Origin of the sequence: Gordonia alkanivorans (assembly GCF_004011905.1) — a bacterium.
Classification (GTDB): Bacteria; Actinomycetota; Actinomycetes; order Mycobacteriales; family Mycobacteriaceae; genus Gordonia; species Gordonia alkanivorans.
The window spans coordinates 4,668,611-4,687,141 of sequence record NZ_CP027114.1 but is presented as its reverse complement, the minus strand read 5'-3'; the positions used below and the strand labels follow the sequence as shown (position 1 = coordinate 4,687,141).

The 18,531-nt window shown below is 64.8% G+C and carries 16 protein-coding genes, 1 rRNA gene and 1 pseudogene; 8 read left to right on the top strand and 10 right to left on the bottom strand.

Translation table 11 applies throughout. The features are described 5' to 3' along the window. Positions 1 to 177: 177 nt before the first annotated feature. From C5O27_RS21275 to C5O27_RS21260, 4 genes are all read right to left on the bottom strand, one after another. On the bottom strand, positions 178 to 747 hold the full coding sequence (locus tag C5O27_RS21275; RefSeq protein ID WP_232283215.1) for a hypothetical protein: 570 nt from the start codon (positions 745 to 747) through the stop codon (positions 178 to 180). A 263-nt stretch (positions 748 to 1,010) separates the two neighbouring features. Further along, positions 1,011 to 3,407, bottom strand: coding sequence for a TPR repeat domain-containing protein (locus C5O27_RS21270; protein WP_127963599.1), 2,397 nt, complete (start codon positions 3,405 to 3,407; stop codon positions 1,011 to 1,013). Next, complete coding sequence (locus tag C5O27_RS21265; protein WP_127963598.1) at positions 3,404 to 3,727, bottom strand: invasin; 324 nt, start codon at positions 3,725 to 3,727, stop codon at positions 3,404 to 3,406. Before C5O27_RS21265 ends, C5O27_RS21270 begins: the two co-directional genes overlap by 4 nt. 162 nt (positions 3,728 to 3,889) lie before the next feature. Further along, entirely contained in the window at positions 3,890 to 5,017 is a 1,128-nt protein-coding gene (locus C5O27_RS21260) for a citrate synthase 2 (protein WP_006361240.1), read from the bottom strand. Between the two features lie 166 nt (positions 5,018 to 5,183). Between C5O27_RS21260 and pdxH the strand changes: the two genes are divergently transcribed. From pdxH to C5O27_RS21245, 3 genes and pseudogenes are all read left to right on the top strand, one after another. Further along, positions 5,184 to 5,879, top strand: coding sequence for a pyridoxamine 5'-phosphate oxidase (pdxH, locus tag C5O27_RS21255; RefSeq protein ID WP_281430958.1), 696 nt, complete (start codon positions 5,184 to 5,186; stop codon positions 5,877 to 5,879). Positions 5,880 to 5,968: 89 nt separating this feature from the next. Then, positions 5,969 to 7,237 (top strand): annotated as a pseudogene (locus C5O27_RS21250) (MFS transporter). A 44-nt stretch (positions 7,238 to 7,281) separates the two neighbouring features. Further along, entirely contained in the window at positions 7,282 to 8,355 is a 1,074-nt protein-coding gene (locus tag C5O27_RS21245; protein WP_127963597.1) for an isopenicillin N synthase family dioxygenase, read from the top strand. Between the two features lie 103 nt (positions 8,356 to 8,458). Here the strand turns inward: C5O27_RS21245 and C5O27_RS21240 are convergent, their stop codons facing one another. The 6 genes from C5O27_RS21240 to C5O27_RS21215 form a co-directional block, all read right to left on the bottom strand. After that, complete coding sequence (locus C5O27_RS21240; protein WP_006361236.1) at positions 8,459 to 9,580, bottom strand: oxygenase MpaB family protein; 1,122 nt, start codon at positions 9,578 to 9,580, stop codon at positions 8,459 to 8,461. A 45-nt stretch (positions 9,581 to 9,625) separates the two neighbouring features. Beyond that, positions 9,626 to 9,895, bottom strand: coding sequence for a DUF4235 domain-containing protein (locus C5O27_RS21235; RefSeq protein WP_006361235.1), 270 nt, complete (start codon positions 9,893 to 9,895; stop codon positions 9,626 to 9,628). Between the two features lie 23 nt (positions 9,896 to 9,918). Further along, on the bottom strand, positions 9,919 to 10,176 hold the full coding sequence (locus tag C5O27_RS21230; protein ID WP_127963596.1) for a DUF3618 domain-containing protein: 258 nt from the start codon (positions 10,174 to 10,176) through the stop codon (positions 9,919 to 9,921). After that, positions 10,177 to 10,572: a phage holin family protein gene (locus tag C5O27_RS21225; protein ID WP_127963595.1), complete on the bottom strand. Its 396-nt coding sequence runs from the start codon at positions 10,570 to 10,572 to the stop codon at positions 10,177 to 10,179. Between the two features lie 71 nt (positions 10,573 to 10,643). Continuing rightward, on the bottom strand, positions 10,644 to 11,516 hold the full coding sequence (locus C5O27_RS21220; RefSeq protein ID WP_035750965.1) for a 5-oxoprolinase subunit C family protein: 873 nt from the start codon (positions 11,514 to 11,516) through the stop codon (positions 10,644 to 10,646). Continuing rightward, entirely contained in the window at positions 11,513 to 12,181 is a 669-nt protein-coding gene (locus C5O27_RS21215) for a 5-oxoprolinase subunit B family protein (RefSeq protein WP_006361231.1), read from the bottom strand. Before C5O27_RS21215 ends, C5O27_RS21220 begins: the two co-directional genes overlap by 4 nt. 58 nt (positions 12,182 to 12,239) lie before the next feature. Between C5O27_RS21215 and C5O27_RS21210 the strand changes: the two genes are divergently transcribed. From C5O27_RS21210 to C5O27_RS21190, 5 genes are all read left to right on the top strand, one after another. Further along, on the top strand, positions 12,240 to 13,178 hold the full coding sequence (locus C5O27_RS21210) for a carbohydrate kinase family protein (RefSeq protein ID WP_127963594.1): 939 nt from the start codon (positions 12,240 to 12,242) through the stop codon (positions 13,176 to 13,178). Between the two features lie 60 nt (positions 13,179 to 13,238). Continuing rightward, a complete protein-coding gene (locus C5O27_RS21205) occupies positions 13,239 to 14,561 on the top strand; it encodes a citrate synthase (RefSeq protein WP_006361229.1) in 1,323 nt (440 codons plus the stop codon). A gap of 73 nt (positions 14,562 to 14,634) precedes the next feature. Continuing rightward, positions 14,635 to 15,003 carry an FKBP-type peptidyl-prolyl cis-trans isomerase gene (locus C5O27_RS21200; RefSeq protein WP_005198205.1) on the top strand — a complete coding sequence of 123 codons (369 nt, stop codon included), beginning with the start codon at positions 14,635 to 14,637 and terminating at the stop codon, positions 15,001 to 15,003. 14 nt (positions 15,004 to 15,017) lie between these two features. Then, positions 15,018 to 16,304 carry a cryptochrome/photolyase family protein gene (locus C5O27_RS21195; protein WP_127963593.1) on the top strand — a complete coding sequence of 429 codons (1,287 nt, stop codon included), beginning with the start codon at positions 15,018 to 15,020 and terminating at the stop codon, positions 16,302 to 16,304. Positions 16,305 to 16,870: 566 nt separating this feature from the next. Next, positions 16,871 to 18,393: ribosomal RNA gene (locus tag C5O27_RS21190) — 16S ribosomal RNA — on the top strand. Positions 18,394 to 18,531: the final 138 nt, after the last annotated feature.

The window sequence follows — 18,531 nt, the reverse complement described above, 5'->3', positions numbered from 1 at the left end:
GCGATCGAAGGAACCTGCCCGTCAGCAAGCGACGTCTCCCGGCGAATCGTCGAATCGCTGGATCGAATGCGGTGTCCTCGATCGGACAGGAGTGTGCCGCCCCACCGAGCCCGCTGCTCGCCAAGCGTGCGCCAAGGTGTCGGGCGTCCGCGCGCCTTCGCGATCGCGGTGCCTGAATCACGGTGCCGGCCACGCCGGTGATTGTGGAAGCACCGGAAACAGCGCTCGGTTGGGCGGTTTGATCACGCTGACCGACGTGGTGTCGTCGGTGAACGGGTAGTCGGCGTACGCAGGGTGGTCTTTTGCGATCTCTGTGCCCGTGGGAAGGCATGAATCCAGCCGTGGATCGTCGTGTGGGATGGTTCGGTAAGTCACGCTCCACGGTGCGAATGCATCGAAGCGCGGTGCGCGGTCGCCGGTACCGGTCGGTTCGTTTCGCGAGAGGTTTTCCCGCGGGTCCACAGCATCCGCGGGTCGAGTCGCGTCCACGGCAAACGCAGAGCCGCCGAGGTAGCCACCTGCTGACGGCTGCTCCAGCTCGGCGATGACACCGAACTCGAACTTGCACCCGACGGCGTGGATCGCTGTTGCGGTGGAGGTGAGATCGGTGAGGTGGATGAAGATGGTGCCGTTCTTCTCGGTCAGATTCGCGGGGTCGCTTTCGAACGTGTAGCCGCCAGGAAAAGTCCAGGCATCCTTGGACGCCGCTTGGGCGCCTGGATAGTTCCGTTCGCCGGGAACGCTCATGATCGTTCCCGCTTCAGCAGTTGCTCGTACGACCTCACCCGGTCGTGTGTCCAGATCGATCCCTGGTTGCGCGGACCAGACGACATTGAAGTCGCCGGCCAGATCGGTGGGGAATTGGTACGCGAGCGGTTCCGCGGGGGTATAAGACCCCTGAGGGCTCGAAATGGCTTGCGTCCCTCCACTGGTGGACGGTTCGGGAGACTGCGTACATCCCGTGAGTAGGAGAAGTGGGAGAGCCCACAGCAGAGCTCGATCTCGACCCGTCACCGTTCGTCTCCTTCCAAGACCCATTTTTCGTACGTGGCCATGGTCGTCGCGTTGTATTGCAGGTCTTCGTCCTTGGCGCCTTCGTTGAATCCAGCGTCCCAGTACCCAGCCGCGCCGTCTGCGCCGTATATCTCGGGATGCTCCGCTCGCAGCCTGGTGCGAATAGCTTGGTCAAGTTGGCTGGCGTCGCCATCAGACTCTTTGAGAATCGCTTCGGCTGTCTTGAGCTTTCCGTCCGTGCCGTACCATTCGGCTGGACCCTGTACTCCGGAATTCGCAAACATGGCATAGCTCGATGACAGTTTTACTCGCGTCGGATCGTCCACACCGAAGGCATCGGACCCTGTGGGGAGTTTGAATGGAACGTCCTCCGCCGGACTGGAAGTGACCAACCACGGTGCCGCAGCCCCGATTCCGACGGATGCGGCGGTTCCATGGGGCGTGACACTCAGCAGGTAGCTTGCCGAGGACAGGATTTTCTCAGTCCGGCTCTCGGCGGCCTGCGAGGACGCGGCCTTGTCGCCTTCGTCGATCGCCAAGTCGAACTGTGCGCCATAAATTCCTGCCCGCCCACGTTCAAGGAGCTCGGCTGACGTATTTCCCAAGCTTTGAGCGAGCTCGGGGTGGCTCATTACCCAAGTCGCGTTCTCGTTTGTTTTCTCAAGGAGATCGCGGTAGAGCTGTGTAGCGGTGTTCACGCCATCCGGATTGCTCGCAGAAATCTCCCCGTTCGGCGCGTCGTCGCTGGCGATCACGGAAAAGAGGCGTGTCGCTCGCGCTTCGAAATTATGTCTGTCCTCAGAGCCCGTCAGCTCAAGATCTGGATGGCCGTGCATTGCAGCGGCTCCCTCTGGATTACCCAAGTAATTCAGGTATGGGAGGGATGCCTTTCGTATAGCGTCCGCGAGCAACGGATTGATCTTTCCAGTAGCGTCGCCGTCGCTATTGGTGTTCATCAACTGCTTGAAATTGTTGTCGCCGTCCGTGGACGTCGCAAAATCCCAGAGACCCGAGAATGCGCGGTCGGCGAGCTTGACCTTGTTGGGGTCGGTTCCGCCGCCATAGTCGCGAATCCAGTCGACGAGGTTGCCGGCACTATCGCCATGATCCGACCAATCGTGTCTCATCAAGTTGCCGACGGTAGCGTCGCGGTCATAGTCGGCGAGCTTTGTTCCGTCGGAATACTCCCCGGTGAGGAGTGCCGCTGACGACTCGTGGTTCCGGGTACCGACTTCGAGGAATTGACGAATAGTGGACTCGTATACCCGCTTCAGCTCATCGGGGTCCGTGTCGAACGCGCCATAAGCGACTTCGGGTCGTTGTCCGTCTCCGCCAATGTCTCGGGACGCGCCCGCGGAGCCGCGACGTAGGAGTTCGGTTCCCAGACGCTCGCCTGGAGGGACCCCACCCGAGTTGCCCAACAGTCCGGCGAATGGAACGTCCTGGTAGCGCAAGGTGGCACCGTCGCTGGCGCGGTTCTCGGCCCACTCCTGCGCCCATCCCGGGAGGTATTGATATCCGGTGTTGTTGCCGACATTCTCGTTGGAGAGGGTGACCAATCCCTGGCCGAGTGCCTGGGACCAGGCGGCGCTTTCCGGTGTTCCAATGTCCTCGAACTTCGACTTCAGGCTGAACAGTTCGTCTGAGTTCAGGTTCCCGTAGAACATGTGCAGGTATTCCTGCACGCCCACTGGGACGTCGGTGAGTTTCTCGCCGTTGAGAAGTCGTTGGATCTGATCCTCTGTGAGGCCGGCGGCGCGCAGGTTGCGGCCGACGAACGCGGCTTCTTCGTCGGTCCAACCGCTCTCGGCCATCCCGGCGTCCCGGCGACCGTCCTGCGCGCTGATGGTCAGCGACGGCGGTGCGACAATGCCGAGTGCGTCGACGGCCCCTTTGATCAGCGCGGCATGGTCGGCCGCCGTCGTTGCCAGTTCGTCGGCCTTGGATTTGACGAAGCTGGTCATCTGACGTTCTCTCTCCGCGATCTCTGCCGGCGTCAGATCATCGTCCTCTTTCGGGACATAACGCATCGCCCAGGTCGGATCGGTGTCGCTGACCAGGAAACAACGCTGCAGAGTTGCACCCAGAAGCGCGCCGTTGACGGCGGCCTGCGAGGAACCGATCGCCTCGGCGGCGTCGGTGAGCGCCACCTGGAGATCGTCGATACCGGCCGCGACCTTCTTCGCCCAGGAGGACTGGTCGGCGGCACGCCAATTCGCGGCATCGCGGGCCTGGCCTCTCCACGAGGTGTTCGGCATCTGGTCGACCGTTGAGTGAGCGGCATCGGAGTTCTCACGGATTGCGCTGGCGAGAGTTGTCAGAGAAGGCTCCGGCATGTCCCACGGGTTCCACGAATCCATGATCGCCTTGGTCAGCAGCGGAGCATCGGTCACTGCGGTGCCTCGGTCCCGGGGAGGGCCGCCAGGTTCTGGAACTTCGTCGCATTGCCTTCGTCGGCGCTCTCAGCGATGGTGCGAGCGACGCGCACCGCGGAGGCGAAGGTTTCCCACTGTCCGGACACCGCGGTCGTGGTTTGTTTCACCATTGTGGTCGCACCGGCTGTTGCTGCGACCAGAGGAGAGTTCGGCATTGCGTCGGCCACATCGGCGGACAGGTCGGGGCTCGGCGCGGACTCGATGAAAGCCGACATACCCTCGAGCGCCCCGGCGATGCTGTCCATCGCACCGGCGTCGACCGTGAATTCCCCACTCACTCGTTCCCCCAAACGTCGTGCATACGGCGTTACCCACGCAAGACTTTACGATGCCGCAGGCCCTGCCGCCTGAGTGGTACTCACAGGCGGCGGCCGTCGGGTGGCTGTTGATTCACATCCTGCTTGGAGTCCGGCGGTCCGGTCGAGCATCTCGTGCGGCGGCTACAGTCCCGGCTTCACGACGTCACCCCAACCGGCGACGTCCTCGGGACGGCGGGGTGCGGCGCCGGTGTAGATCGCCGCGGGGCGGACCAGCTTGCCGAGGCGCTTCTGCTCCAGGATGTGGGCACACCAGCCGGCGGTGCGTCCGCAGGTGAACATCGCGGGCATCATGTGCGGCGGGACCTCGGCGAAGTCGAGGATGACCGCGGCCCAGAACTCGACATTCGTCTCGATCGCGCGGTCGGGGCGTCGTTCGCGAAGTTCGGTGAGCGCGGCCTGCTCGAGCGCGGCGGCCACCTCGAAACGCGGTACCCCGAGTTCCTGGGCGGTGCGTCGGAGCACGCGGGCTCGGGGGTCCTCGGCGCGGTACACGCGGTGCCCGAAGCCCATCAGCTTCTCCTTGCGGTCGAGGATTCCCTTCACCAATCCTCGTGCGTCACCGGTGCCCTCGACCTCTTCGATCATCGGCAGCACGCGGGCCGGCGCACCACCGTGAAGCGGTCCGGACATGGCGCCGATCGCTCCCGACAGCGACGCGGCGACGTCGGCGCCGGTGGAGGCGATGACTCGTGCGGTGAAGGTCGACGCATTCATGCCGTGCTCGGCGGCGCTGACCCAGTAGGCGTCGATGGCGGCGACGTGCTTGGGGTCCGGGTCGCCCTTCCAGCGGGTCATGAACCGTTCGGTGACGGTGGAGCATTCGTCGATGACGTGCTGCGGGACCGCGGGCTGATGGATGCCTCGAGCCGACTGCGCCACATAGGACAGCGCCATCACCGATGCGCGGGCCAGGTTTTCGCGAGCGGTCTCGTCGTCGATGTCGAGGAGCGGCTCATAACCCCAGATCGGGGCGAGCATCGCGAGTGCGGCCTGCACGTCGACGCGCACGTCACCGGTGTGGATGGGCAGCGGGAACGGTTCGGCCGGGGGCAGTCCGTCGCCGAACTTGCCGTCGACGAGAAGTGCCCAGACGTCGGCGAAGGTCACTTTGTTCTCGACGAGATCCTCGATGTCGACGCCGCGATAACGCAGGTTGCCGCCGTTCTTGTCGGGTTCGGCGATCTCGGTGGTGAAAGCCACCACGCCTTCGAGACCTGGGACGAAATCCTCGGGAACCGCGTTGGCCATGACAACCACCTCACTCCAGACAACTGTGTCCTGCAATCACGTGCGTCGATCCAGATCGAACTGTAGATCAGCACGACACCCCGCGTGTATCAGGGAGTGACGATGTCGGCGGAGTAAATTCAGGCGAGTGTTGGAGAAACCGCTCGATCCGATTGATCTGCCGAACATGCGCGTCGGCTACGGCGGAGGTATTCCGCCCAACATCGGAGAGGGCGATCGCGCGGCGGGAGCAGACGGAATTCGCGAGAACCTCGACCCCAGCTGGCTCCGCGGCGACCCGCCGTGGCTCGACTTGTTCAGTGTCTGGCTGAAGGAAGCGCTCGACGCCCGGATCGCCGAGCCCAACGCGATGGTCCTGGGTACCGCCGACGCCGACGGTCGGCCGTCGACCCGCACAGTGCTGTGCAAGGGTGTCGACGCCAACGGGGTGGTCTTCTTCACCGGCTACGAGTCGGACAAAGGTCGGCATCTGGCCGACAATCCCTACGCATCCGTGACATTCCCGTGGATCGCGTTGGAGCGTCAGGTCCATTTCCGCGGTCCCGTCGAACATCTCAGCGCCGAGGAGACACAGGCCTACTGGGAGCTCCGGCCGCGCGGCTCGCAGTTGTCGGCCGCCGCGTCGGATCAGTCCCGGCCGATCGGCAGCCGCCTCGAACTCGAACAGAAGGCCGCCGATCTGGCCGACCGGTACGGCGGATTCGACGCCGGCGACGAGATCCCCGTCCCGTCGGACTGGGGTGGCTATCGCATCGAGCCGGTGGAGGTCGAGTTCTGGCAGGGGCGGGCGAACCGCCTGCACAACCGGGTGCGACTCACCCACGTCGACCACGAATGGCGAATCGAGCGGTTGCAGCCCTGAGACGGGTCCACTGGTGATTCCCGGGGGTTCGTGGCGGCCCGGCGGACCGGACGGAGGTCACACCCGAGGGGCCTCCTAGCATCGTGAAAATGTCACGGCTCCTCGCAGACACGACGCCCCTGCGGAACCGGTATTTCCGACGGCTGTGGATCGCGAACATCGTCACGGTCATCGGGGCCCAGCTCACGATCATCGCGGTGCCCGCGCAGATCTACGAGGTCACCGGCAGCTCTGCGTACGTCGGTCTGACCGGCGTGTTCGGGCTCGTCCCGCTCGTCGTGTTCGGGCTGTGGGGCGGTGCGCTCGCCGACGTCGTCGACCGTCGGACACTGCTGGTCGTCACCACGATCGGCCTCATCGTCTGAAGCCTGCTGTTCTGGGCGCAGGCCGCGGCCGGCGGCGACAACGTATGGATTCTGTTGGTGCTCTTCGCTGTTCAGCAGGCGTTCTTCGCGGTGAACCAGCCGACACGAACGGCGGTGCTGCCGCGCCTGATCGACGCCAAGGACCTCCCCGCGGCGTTGTCGCTGAACATGACGGTCATGCAGGCGGGCGCGATCGCCGGGCCGCTCGTCGGTGGCGCGCTGATCCCGATCCTCGGCTACTCGTGGCTCTACTTCGTCGACACCCTGTTCCTGCTGCCGACGCTCATCGCGGTCGTCATGCTGCCGTCGTTGCGCCCCGAGAGCGACGCGGCACCGAAGGTCGCGGGACTGCGATCGGTGATCGAAGGTCTCCGATACCTGACCGGCCACAAGATCCTGATGGCGTCCTTCCTCGTGGACCTCATCGCGATGATCTTCGGCATGCCTCGTGCGCTCTTCCCGCAGATGGCGCACGAGAACTTCGGCGGGCCGGAGGGCGGAGGCATCGCCTTCGCACTGCTGTTCACCGCGATCTCGGCGGGCGCCGTGGTCGGCGGCATCTTCTCGGGTTGGGTCACACGCGTCGAACGGCAAGGTCTGGCCGTCATCGTGTGCATCATCATCTGGGGCCTGGCGATCACCGGCACGGGCATCGCCGTGTCCTTCGCCGACGGCTCGGCGATGCCGATGCTCGTCGTCGCGGTGGTGCTGCTGATGATCGGCGGTGCCGCCGACATGGCGTCGGCCGCATTCCGGCAGACCATCCTGCTCGCGGCGGCAAACGACGAGGTACGCGGACGCCTGCAGGGCGTGTTCATCGTGGTGGTCGCCGGCGGACCCCGCATCGCCGACGTCGCGCACGGCACCGCCGCCGCATCGATCGGCGTCGCGGCGGCGACGGCTTTCGGTGGGGTCGCGGTGGTGATCGCGACGATCATCGCGGCGCTGCTGATCCCGGCCTTCGTCCAGTACCGGGCAGGTCAGCGGACCTGAGGCGATCCGCGCCTGGCCAGCGATTTCGGCGATTCGGTGTCACCATGGGTCCCATGACCGCCGCCTCAACCGGTTTCCAGGTGCCGATCATCGACATCTCGCCCTACATTCGCAACGGTGACCCCGCCGATCGGGCCGTCGTCGCGGCCAAGGTCGACGCCGCCGCCGGCTCGGTGGGGTTCATGCAGATCGTCGGGCACGAGATCCCGTCGGCGGTCATCGAGGAATTCACCGCGGTCATGGACGATTTCTTCGCGCTGCCACTCGAGGTGAAGAAGGCTTACCGCACGCCACCCGAGATCAATCGCGGCTATGCGCCACCGAGATCGGAGTCCTTGTCGTTGTCGCTGGGCGTCGAGCAGGCGGACCGGATGAACGACTTCTTCGAGGCGTTCAACGTCGGCGTCGAGGCCCGCGAGTACCCCGACCTCGCCCTTCCCGAGGACCATTACGCCGCGAACACGTGGCCGGCCGTCGATCATTTCGAGGCGGCGGTGTCGGCGTACTTCGCCGAGGCACGACGCGTCGCGCACACCCTGACCCGCATCTTCGCGGACGCCCTCGACCTTCCTGCCGACTTCTTCGAGGGCTTCACCGACCACTCGCTCGACGTCCTGCGCATGAACAACTACGCCCTTCCTCCCGGCGAGTTCGAACTCGACGGGGAGTTGACCGGAATGGGGGAGCACACCGACTACGGCATCGTCACCGTCTTGTGGGCGGACCAGGTGAAGGGTCTGCAGGTCCTCGACCGTCAGGGGCGATGGCACGACGTCAGTCCCGAAGACGGTGCACTGCTGATCAATCTCGGGGACCTGATGGCCCGCTGGACCAACGAGCGGTGGATGTCGACGCTGCATCGGGTGAAACCGCCGATCGTCGACGGCTCGATCGAACGTCGACGCTCCGCCGCGTACTTCCACGACGGCAACATCGACGCGATGATCGCGACCCTGCCGTCGTGTGTCGGTGCGGGAAGCCGGTATTCGCCGATCACGGTCGGGGAACACATCGGTGCCAAACTCGCTGGATCACGGGCCGGCCGGCCGAACCCGTACGCCCAGCGGGAGGCGGAACGAGTGCGGCACGCGATGCGCCGGGGACTGGGACAGCAGTAGACGACAGTTCCCGCTCACTCAGTCCGTTCCCGCTCACACGAAGGGCGTGAGCGGCAACGGAACTCGTGAGCGGGAACCGCCCCCGACGACAATAGTGAAGGACTCAGTCCGAGGTCAGCACCGTCGGATAGGTAGCCCGACGAGCGGCGGTCACCGGGCAGTAGTGCATCGGATTGTCGCGCTGGTCCAGCGGCGGCAGGTTGCGCTTGGGCGTGTGGACGATCGGTGCGTCCGTCGCGACCTTGCCGTTGACGCGGTCCCAGGCGTCGCGCGGCCGCGGGTGGCGCAGGAGGCGTTTCGGCAACATCTTGTGCATGACGAGGTTGATGCCCTTGCCCAGCAGGCGGAATCGACGCTCGTCCGCATCAGTCCACTCGAGCCCGAGGATCTCGCGGATCGGCTCGTCGTAGAAACCCGTCGTCAGCCACATGAACAGCTTCTGGTTCTGCGGGACGAGGTAGCGGTCCCAGACCGACTTCGGGACGAAGCTCAGGAACGGCGGCGGCGGCAGCTGGGTGATGTCGAGGACGGTGCGTACCGAGACGTGGTCACGAAGAACGTTGCGGCACATGTAATCCCAGTACTCGAGGAAATCTTCGTAGGTCTCCGGGACGGGGCGCATCGAGACGCCGTACTGCGCGTACCAGGCCTTGGACTCCTCGAACAGCTGACGTTTCTGATCCTCGGTGAGGAACGGTCCGAACCGCTCACACAGTCGGACGTTGCCGTACCAGAACGTCGCGTGCGCCCAGTAGAAGACGTCGGGATCGAGTGCGTGGTATCGCGATCCGTCCTCCATCGTGCCCTTGACCGTCTTGTGGTAGTCGCGCACCTCGAGACCGGTCTGCGCGCCGGGGACGACGGAATCGAAGACGACGCCGCTGATCGGGTACAGCGACCGCATGAGGCGCTGCCAGCGTTCGCCGAAGAAGTCGGAGTGGTCCCAGACGGCCGCACCCAGCTTGGGGTGCATGTTCTGGATCGAGCCGGCCCACAGCCCTTGGAACATGCCGGTCCAGGTGCCCCAGATCTGCCAGGTCAGCGAGTCCGGACCGAGCGGTTCGTACTCGTGCGCGGCTTTGACTCCCGAGGCGTTGATCTCGTAGCCGTCTTCCGACAACTGGGCATCAGGGGAGTGCCCGGCCGGGCAGTCGGCCCCGGCCGGCCCGGAGTCGGTGGCGTGAACGGGACAGGTGTTCTGTGCGTCGTTCAGTACCTCAGTCATGAGACAGAACCCTAGGTTCGTCTCAGGTGGGTGTCAACCGTACGCCTAGTCGGGGTTCTCGTGTGTGACCGCCTTGTAGCCGCGTGCTCCGGCCCGGTCGACGGCCGCGCGGACCAGCCCGAAGACGAGACCCTGCAGCGCAGCGGCGGCCAAGACCTCGACATTGCTGCGTTCGAGGTCCTTGGGGTCGGGGGCTTCGGCGTCGTCGGAGATCCGCTTCCAGATCTGACCGAAGACGGCCCCGGCGGCGATACCGCCGAGCACGCTCGTCGCCAGGGAGAGCGGTTTGTAGAACGTCTTGGACACGGCACTCATGTCGTAACTCCTTGTGAGTCGGGTCAGCGGCGACGGCGTTTGACGACGATGACGGTTCCGATCGCGAGAACCGCGGCCACCGCGACGCCGATCAGCGTCGTCCGGTTCTCCTCGGCCTTCACCTTCGCGGTGTGGGCGGTCTCCGCGGCAGCCGTGTTCACCCGGGCCGGAACGTCGAGCTTCGCGGCCAGCGCATCGACCGTCTCGGCGAGTTCCTCGCGCTGCTGTTCCACCGGCGGCGGGTCGCCGGCCGGGTTCCGGTCGGGTTGCGTGTCACTCATCTACAGGTGCTCCTTCACGGTTGCGATGTCGCGCTGGACGCTTTCGACGGTGTGCTCGGGGGCGGGCGGGACGGCCGATTTCGCACGCTTCGCACCGATGGCCGCAGCCGCTCCGCCGATCACCAGCAGCACCACGCCGACGATCACCGCGGCCAGCCACGCCGGAACCGCGTTGGCCAAGCCCAGGACGGCGGCCGCGACCAATGTTCCGAGGCCGAACAGCACCAGCAGGGTGCCCGCGCCGGATATCACCGCGCCGACTCCGATCCGGGTGCCCTTGCCTTTCATCTCCGCCACCGCATGCTGCAACTCGGTCTTGACCAGGGTTGTCGTCTGACTCTGTAGGCGCTCGATGAGTTGCACGGTCGACAGGTCGTTCACTGAAGGATCGCTCACGTTGGTACCTCCATTCGGGGACGTCCACCGCGTTCCCTGCCGTCCGCGGTCCCAAACCTGAGCGCCGAACGCTATCGCCGCCGGAAGCGGACCTCCGAACCGGGGACGAGCTGAGCCGCGAGATCGACCGCGGCATCGGTCAGAACGGCCACGACGGGATAACCGCCGGTGACCGGATGGTCGGCGAGGAACAGCACCGGCCGCCCGCTCGGCGGCACCTGCACCGCCCCGTGTGCGACGCCCTCCGAACGCAATTCGCCGGCGTCCTCCCGATGCGTCAGCAGGGGGTGCGACGATCCCGAGGCGCGGTCGATGCGCACGCCGACGCGGTTGCTGTCTGCGCCGACGACCCACGTTCCCGAACGCAGATTCGCGGGAACCGCCAACAGCTCGGCGCGTGGTCCCTCGTCCACCTCGAGTACGACGACCCGCGGATGCGTGGTGTTCGACGGCGCCGACTCCACCGGGGGCCATTCGCCGGCGGCACGACCCACCTTCACGGTCACGTTCGCGGTGAGCACCGGAGGCCCCAGCCCCGACAGGGTGTCGGTCGACCGAGACCCCAGAACCGGCTCGACGTCGAACCCGCCGCGGACCGCGAGATAGTTGCGCAGTCCCCACGCCGGTGGGTCGACGGCCAGTTCATCACCCTCGTGCAGCACGACGGTCGCGGCGAGTCCGACCGGAATGCCGTTGTGACGCACCTCGGTGTGGGCTCCGGTCACCGCGGCCAGTACGTCGCCGTGCGCGTGGATGCGCAGGCCGCCGAGAGTCGTCTCGATCGTGGCCGCCGATTCGTCGTTGCCCACGAGACGATTGGCCAAGGTCAGCGAGCCGCGATCCGCGCCGCCGGACGCGGGCACCCCGAGATGCGCGTAGCCGGGGCGGCCGAGGTCCTGGAAGGTCGCGAGGGGGCCGGTCGCGAGCACGGTGACAGCGGTCATCCGCGGTGGCCCGTCCCGGCGTCGACGAACCGCACGATCCGCCCGGTCGCGAACAGTGCAGGCGGGTCGGCCTTCTCGTCCCACAGGCGAACATCGGTGCGGCCCAACAACTGCCATCCACCCGGACTCGCCTTCGGGTAGACAGCGCTGTAACCGGCGGCGATCGCCACCGCACCTTCCGGAACGCGTGGACGTGCCTCCGCGCGCCTGCCCACCGCGTCGAACGGGTGCGGTGTCGGCCCGTCGGCGACCAGATATCCGAACCCTGGTGCGAAGCCCATGAACTGCACTCGCCAGCGCGTGCTGCAGTGCAGGCCGATCACCTCGTCGGCCGAGATGTCCAGTGTGTCAGCGACATCCGCGAGGTCCTCGCCGTCGTAATGGACGGGGATCACGATCTCATCGGCAGATCCGGTACCGCGATCGACACCGGAACGTCGGCGGCGCAACGCCCGCCGCACACCGAGTTCGTCGACGCCGCGACCGGGCCGGGCCTGCACCAACAATGTGTGCGCGCTCGGCACCAGGTCGGCGATCTCCGGCAACTCTCCTCGGTCCACCGCATCACGCAGGGCGACCGTCGCGTCGAGCACTGCGGCCGACGGGGACTCGTCGGCCGAGAAGTCGAGCACGACCGCATCAGGGCCCGCCGGCAACTCACGCATGCACCGAATCTACCGCCGCGGGAATGGCAGACTGTGTCACACAGAAAAGAGGGGTCCCATGAGAGAGATCGTCGTCTGCGGCGAGGCGCTCGTCGACGTGGTGCAGGAGAAGGCGGCATCCGGCGCGACGCTGGCGCCGCTGCAGCCGGCGCTGGGTGGCGGACCCTTCAACGTCGCGATCACCTTGGGACGCTTGGGGAGTGCCGTGTCGTTGCTGTCGGCGGTGTCCACCGACAACTACGGCCAGGCGATCGTCGGCGCACTGCAGGGCGCCGGGGTGGGCACCGCGATGCTGCAGCGGCGTGAGGAGCCGACGTCGCTGGCCCTGGCCACCATCGCCGACGACGGTTCCGCGCAGTACTCCTTCTACGTCGAGGGCACCGCGGATCGCGCTGTCACCGACCCGGGTTCGCTGGCCCCGACCGTCGCGGCGGTGACCTTCGGAACCCTCTCGCTCGTGCTCGAACCCGGTGCGACCGTTTACGAGGACCTGATGCGGCGTTGTCACGCCGAACGCCGACTCGTCGTGCTGGACCCGAACATTCGCTCGGTCGTCATCCCCGACGCCGACGCCTACCGGAGCCGTTTCCGCAGTTGGATGCCGTCCGTCGACGTGGTGAAGCTGTCCGACGAGGACGCCGCATGGCTCGGCGAAGGCGCCGGCGGGAGCACCGTGAAGGACTGGCTCGCCGACGGTGTCGCCGCGGTGATCACCACCGCCGGGGCGTCCGGGATCACCGTGACCACCGCGGATGACGAGGTCACCGTGCCCGCCCGGGATGTCGACGTCGTCGACACGATCGGGGCCGGCGACAGCGTCCTGGGAGGCATCGTCCACCAGCTCGACCGTCTGGGTGCGCTGTCACCGCGTACCGTTCGCTCACTGACCACCGATCAGTGGCGTGAGGTCGCCGAATTCGCAGCTCACGTCGCTGCGGTCACGGTCTCGAGGCCCGGCGCCGACCCTCCTTGGGCAAGCGAGCTGAGAAGCGACTAGTTTGTACCTGTGTGTCCTATCCGGACACTGTCAATACTCTGATCTGAATAAGGGGTTCGTGTGTCTGCTGAAACAGTCCCAGCCGACCAGGCGTCCGACACGGCCTCAGCGACCTTCACCTACCCCGGTGGACAGCTGGAGCTCCCGATCCTGAAGGCCACCGAGGGCACCGACTCGGTCGCACTCGGCAAGCTCCTTGCCGAGACAAATCTGACCACCTTCGACGGTGGTTTCGTGAACACCGCGTCGACCAAGTCGGCCATCACCTACATCGACGGCGACGCCGGCATCCTGCGGTACCGCGGTATCCCGATCGACCAGCTCGCGGAGAAGTCGACCTTCATCGAGGTGAGCTACCTGCTCATCTACGGCGAGCTCCCGACCCCGTCGCAGCTCGAGGATTTCACCACCAAGATCCAGCGGCACACCCTGCTGCACGAGGATCTCAAGCGCTTCTTCGACGGCTTCCCCCGTAACGCGCACCCGATGCCGGTGCTGTCGAGTGCGGTCAACGCCCTCTCGGCGTACTACCAGGACTCGCTCGATCCCAAGGACGACGAGCAGGTCGAGCTGTCGACGATCCGCCTCCTGGCGAAGCTGCCGACCATCGCCGCCTACGCCTACAAGAAGTCGGCCGGCCAGCCGTTCCTCTATCCGGACAACTCGCTGAGCCTCGTCGAGAACTTCCTGCGCATGACCTTCGGCTTCCCGGCCGAGCCCTACGAGGTCAACCCGGATGTCGCGAAGGCCCTCGACATGCTGTTCATCCTGCATGCCGATCACGAGCAGAACTGTTCGACCTCGACGGTCCGGCTCGTCGGCTCGTCGCAGGCCAACCTGTTCACCTCGATCTCCGGTGGCATCAACGCCCTCTGGGGTCCGCTGCACGGTGGCGCCAACCAGGCGGTGCTCGAGATGCTCGACGCCATCCGCGCCGACGGTGGCGACACCAAGGACTTCATGAAGCGGGTGAAGAACAAGGAAGCCGGCGTCAAGCTGATGGGCTTCGGTCACCGCGTCTACAAGAATTACGATCCGCGCGCCGCGATCGTGAAGAAGACCGCCGACTCGATCCTCCAGACCCTCGGTGTCGAGGACGAGCTGCTCGACATCGCGAAGGGCCTCGAAGAGGTCGCGCTGTCCGACGACTACTTCATCGAGCGCAAGCTGTACCCGAACGTGGACTTCTACACGGGTGTCATCTACCGTGCGATGGGCTTCCCGACGCGGATGTTCACCGTCCTGTTCGCGCTTGGCCGCCTGCCGGGCTGGATCGCCCACTGGCGTGAGATGCACGAGGACCCGACCACCAAGATCGGCCGTCCGCGTCAGCTCTACACCGGCTATACCGAGCGCGACTACGTGCAGATGGGCGATCGCTGAGCGATCGCCCCGCCGGGTCGGGCCGCCGACCACCCGGAACCCCGACTGACCGCCCGACTCAAAGGAGAGTCCTGTGACCAGCACTGAGAAGCCCGAAGTCGAGTTCCAGGCGGGTCCTCCGCCGGCCGATCTCACCATCACCGACCTGATCGTCGGCGATGGCGCAGAGGCCGTCCGCGGGGGCGTGGTCGACGTCCACTACGTGGGTGTCGACTATGAGACCGGCGAAGAGTTCGACTCTTCGTGGGACCGCGGCCAGTCGGCCAACTTCCCGCTCGACCGGCTGATCCCGGGCTGGCAGGAGGGCATCCCCGGAATGAAGGTCGGCGGCCGTCGCCAGCTGACCGTTCCGCCGGAGCTGGCCTACGGACCGGCCGGCGCGGGGCACCGCCTCTCGGGACGGACCCTCGTGTTCGTCATCGATCTGCTCGGAGTGGGCTGACGTCCACCAACCTGGTGTGGCTCAGACGCGACCTGCGTCTGAGCGACCTACCAGCACTAGCCACAGCCAGAGGGACCGACGATTCGTCGGTCCTTCTGTGCTTTGTGGTGGATCCTCGGCTCGAGAGATCATCGGGCGAGCGACGACTCGCGTTCCTCTTCGATTCGCTCCGCGAGCTCGACGCCAAGCTCGACGGGAAGTTGCTCGTCGTGCGGGGCCGCCCCGACGAGGAGATCCCGCGTCTGGCGAAAGCCGTGGACGCCGAGGCCGTCCACATCTCCGGGGACTTCACCCCCTTCGGGCGACGCCGCGACGAGGCCGTCGCCGAGGCGCTCGGCGACATCCCACTGGAGGCCACCGGCTCGCCGTATCTGGTCTCACCGGGTCGGATCACCAAGGACGACGGCGAACCGTACAAGGTGTTCACCCCGTACTTCCGCCGGTGGCGTGAACACGGCTGGCGTCAACCAGCCGATTCCTCGATCCCGGGTTCTGCAGTCCTCGACCCGTCGGGGGTGAAGAAGTCCGGCCGGATCAAGATCCCGAAGGCGCCGACGACGCTGTCCTTCCCCGCCGGCGAGGACGCCGCCCTGGCCCGATGGGCAGAATTCGTCGACGACGATCTCGCCGATTACGACACCGGCCGCAACGACCCGGCTGCCGACGTGACCAGTCGGATGTCGGCGTACCTGAAGTACGGCAACATCCACCCGCGCACGCTCGCCGCCGACCTCGGCCGCTCTGCCGGCGGTCAGGCCTACCTTCGCGAGCTGGCGTTCCGCGACTTCTACGCCGATGTCCTCTACCACTGGCCACATAGCCTGTGGCACAACTGGAATCGGCAGTTCGACGACATCGAGCTGGACACCGACGACGAGGCCTACGAACGCTTCGAGGCGTGGAAGGCCGGACGCACCGGCTTTCCTCTCGTCGACGCCGGTATGCGGCAGCTGGCTGAGACGGGCTGGATGCACAACCGGGTCCGCATGGTCACCGCGTCGTTCCTCGTGAAGGACCTCCACCTGCCGTGGTGGTGGGGTGCGGAATGGTTCCTCGAACAGCTCGTCGACGGCGACATGGCGTCGAACAACCACGGGTGGCAGTGGGCGGCCGGCACCGGAACCGACGCGGCGCCGTACTTCCGGGTGTTCAACCCGGAAGCGCAGGCCACGAAGTTCGACCCCGAGGGGGAGTACGTTCGGCGTTGGGTGGGGGATGTCGACGCCGACGACTACCCGGAACCGATCGTCGACCACAAAGCCGAACGTGAGGAAGCACTGCGACGGTTCGGCCAGATCTGACCGCACAGAAAAGCCTCTGACCAGCCGATTTGTGTTGAGGGTAAACAGTGCGTAACTTATGTCGAGTCAGCGAGCCACGGCGCCGCCCCGGAGGACCTGAGAGGGTCTGACTGGTGGGGAGTGGAGACCGGGTTTTTCGTTGGCCGCCCCTGATCTTCTGGTTTGAGACTTGGTGTCTCGGGCTGGGTGTGTGGGGTTGCTGGACTGTCCTGGTGCGCGGATCTTCGGATTTTGCGGGCGGGGTTTGGGTCTGGTAGGCTGGAAGAGTTGCCCCGGAGACGGGGTGGCGGTGAAAGTCAGAACGAAGTCTGCTGGTGAAAGCCCTTGTGGGGGTGAGTAGTTGGTGGGTGTGTGTTCTTTGAGAACTCGATAGTGTGATGATGAATTGTCTGATGCCATTTTTGGCATCGTGCATTCTTTATGGATGTTGATGTTTGTTTTTTGTGTGGCGCTCGGCTTTGTCTGGGTGTCACATGTTTTGCTAGTTTTGGATTGGTCAGGTTTTGCTTTCCTGATTGTGTTGAAACGCTGGCACCTTGTGGGTGTTGGTTTTGTTTCGCTATTTTTTCATGGAGAGTTTGATCCTGGCTCAGGACGAACGCTGGCGGCGTGCTTAACACATGCAAGTCGAACGGAAAGGCCCAGCTTGCTGGGTACTCGAGTGGCGAACGGGTGAGTAACACGTGGGTGATCTGCCCTGAACTTTGGGATAAGCCTGGGAAACTGGGTCTAATACCGGATATGACCTTGGAGTGCATGCTCTGGGGTGGAAAGCTTTTGCGGTTCAGGATGGGCCCGCGGCCTATCAGCTTGTTGGTGGGGTAATGGCCTACCAAGGCGACGACGGGTAGCCGACCTGAGAGGGTGATCGGCCACACTGGGACTGAGACACGGCCCAGACTCCTACGGGAGGCAGCAGTGGGGAATATTGCACAATGGGCGCAAGCCTGATGCAGCGACGCCGCGTGAGGGATGACGGCCTTCGGGTTGTAAACCTCTTTCACCAGGGACGAAGCGCAAGTGACGGTACCTGGAGAAGAAGCACCGGCCAACTACGTGCCAGCAGCCGCGGTAATACGTAGGGTGCGAGCGTTGTCCGGAATTACTGGGCGTAAAGAGCTCGTAGGCGGTTTGTCGCGTCGTCTGTGAAATTCTGCAACTCAATTGTAGGCGTGCAGGCGATACGGGCAGACTTGAGTACTACAGGGGAGACTGGAATTCCTGGTGTAGCGGTGAAATGCGCAGATATCAGGAGGAACACCGGTGGCGAAGGCGGGTCTCTGGGTAGTAACTGACGCTGAGGAGCGAAAGCGTGGGTAGCGAACAGGATTAGATACCCTGGTAGTCCACGCCGTAAACGGTGGGTACTAGGTGTGGGGCTCATTTCACGAGTTCCGTGCCGTAGCTAACGCATTAAGTACCCCGCCTGGGGAGTACGGCCGCAAGGCTAAAACTCAAAGGAATTGACGGGGGCCCGCACAAGCGGCGGAGCATGTGGATTAATTCGATGCAACGCGAAGAACCTTACCTGGGTTTGACATACACCAGACGCATGTAGAGATACATGTTCCCTTGTGGTTGGTGTACAGGTGGTGCATGGCTGTCGTCAGCTCGTGTCGTGAGATGTTGGGTTAAGTCCCGCAACGAGCGCAACCCTTGTCCTGTATTGCCAGCGGGTTATGCCGGGGACTTGCAGGAGACTGCCGGGGTCAACTCGGAGGAAGGTGGGGATGACGTCAAGTCATCATGCCCCTTATGTCCAGGGCTTCACACATGCTACAATGGCTGGTACAGAGGGCTGCGATACCGTGAGGTGGAGCGAATCCCTTAAAGCCAGTCTCAGTTCGGATTGGGGTCTGCAACTCGACCCCATGAAGTCGGAGTCGCTAGTAATCGCAGATCAGCAACGCTGCGGTGAATACGTTCCCGGGCCTTGTACACACCGCCCGTCACGTCATGAAAGTCGGTAACACCCGAAGCCGGTGGCCTAACCCCTTGTGGGAGGGAGCTGTCGAAGGTGGGATCGGCGATTGGGACGAAGTCGTAACAAGGTAGCCGTACCGGAAGGTGCGGCTGGATCACCTCCTTTCTAAGGAGCACACAACATCACCCATTTCTGCCGGCGTATGTCTGTGCGGTGGGTGTGTGTTCGAGGGTGAAACATCAGACAGCCCTGTTCGATGTTCTGTCACAGGACGGAATGTTGGGGGTACCGCTGGGCTGTGAG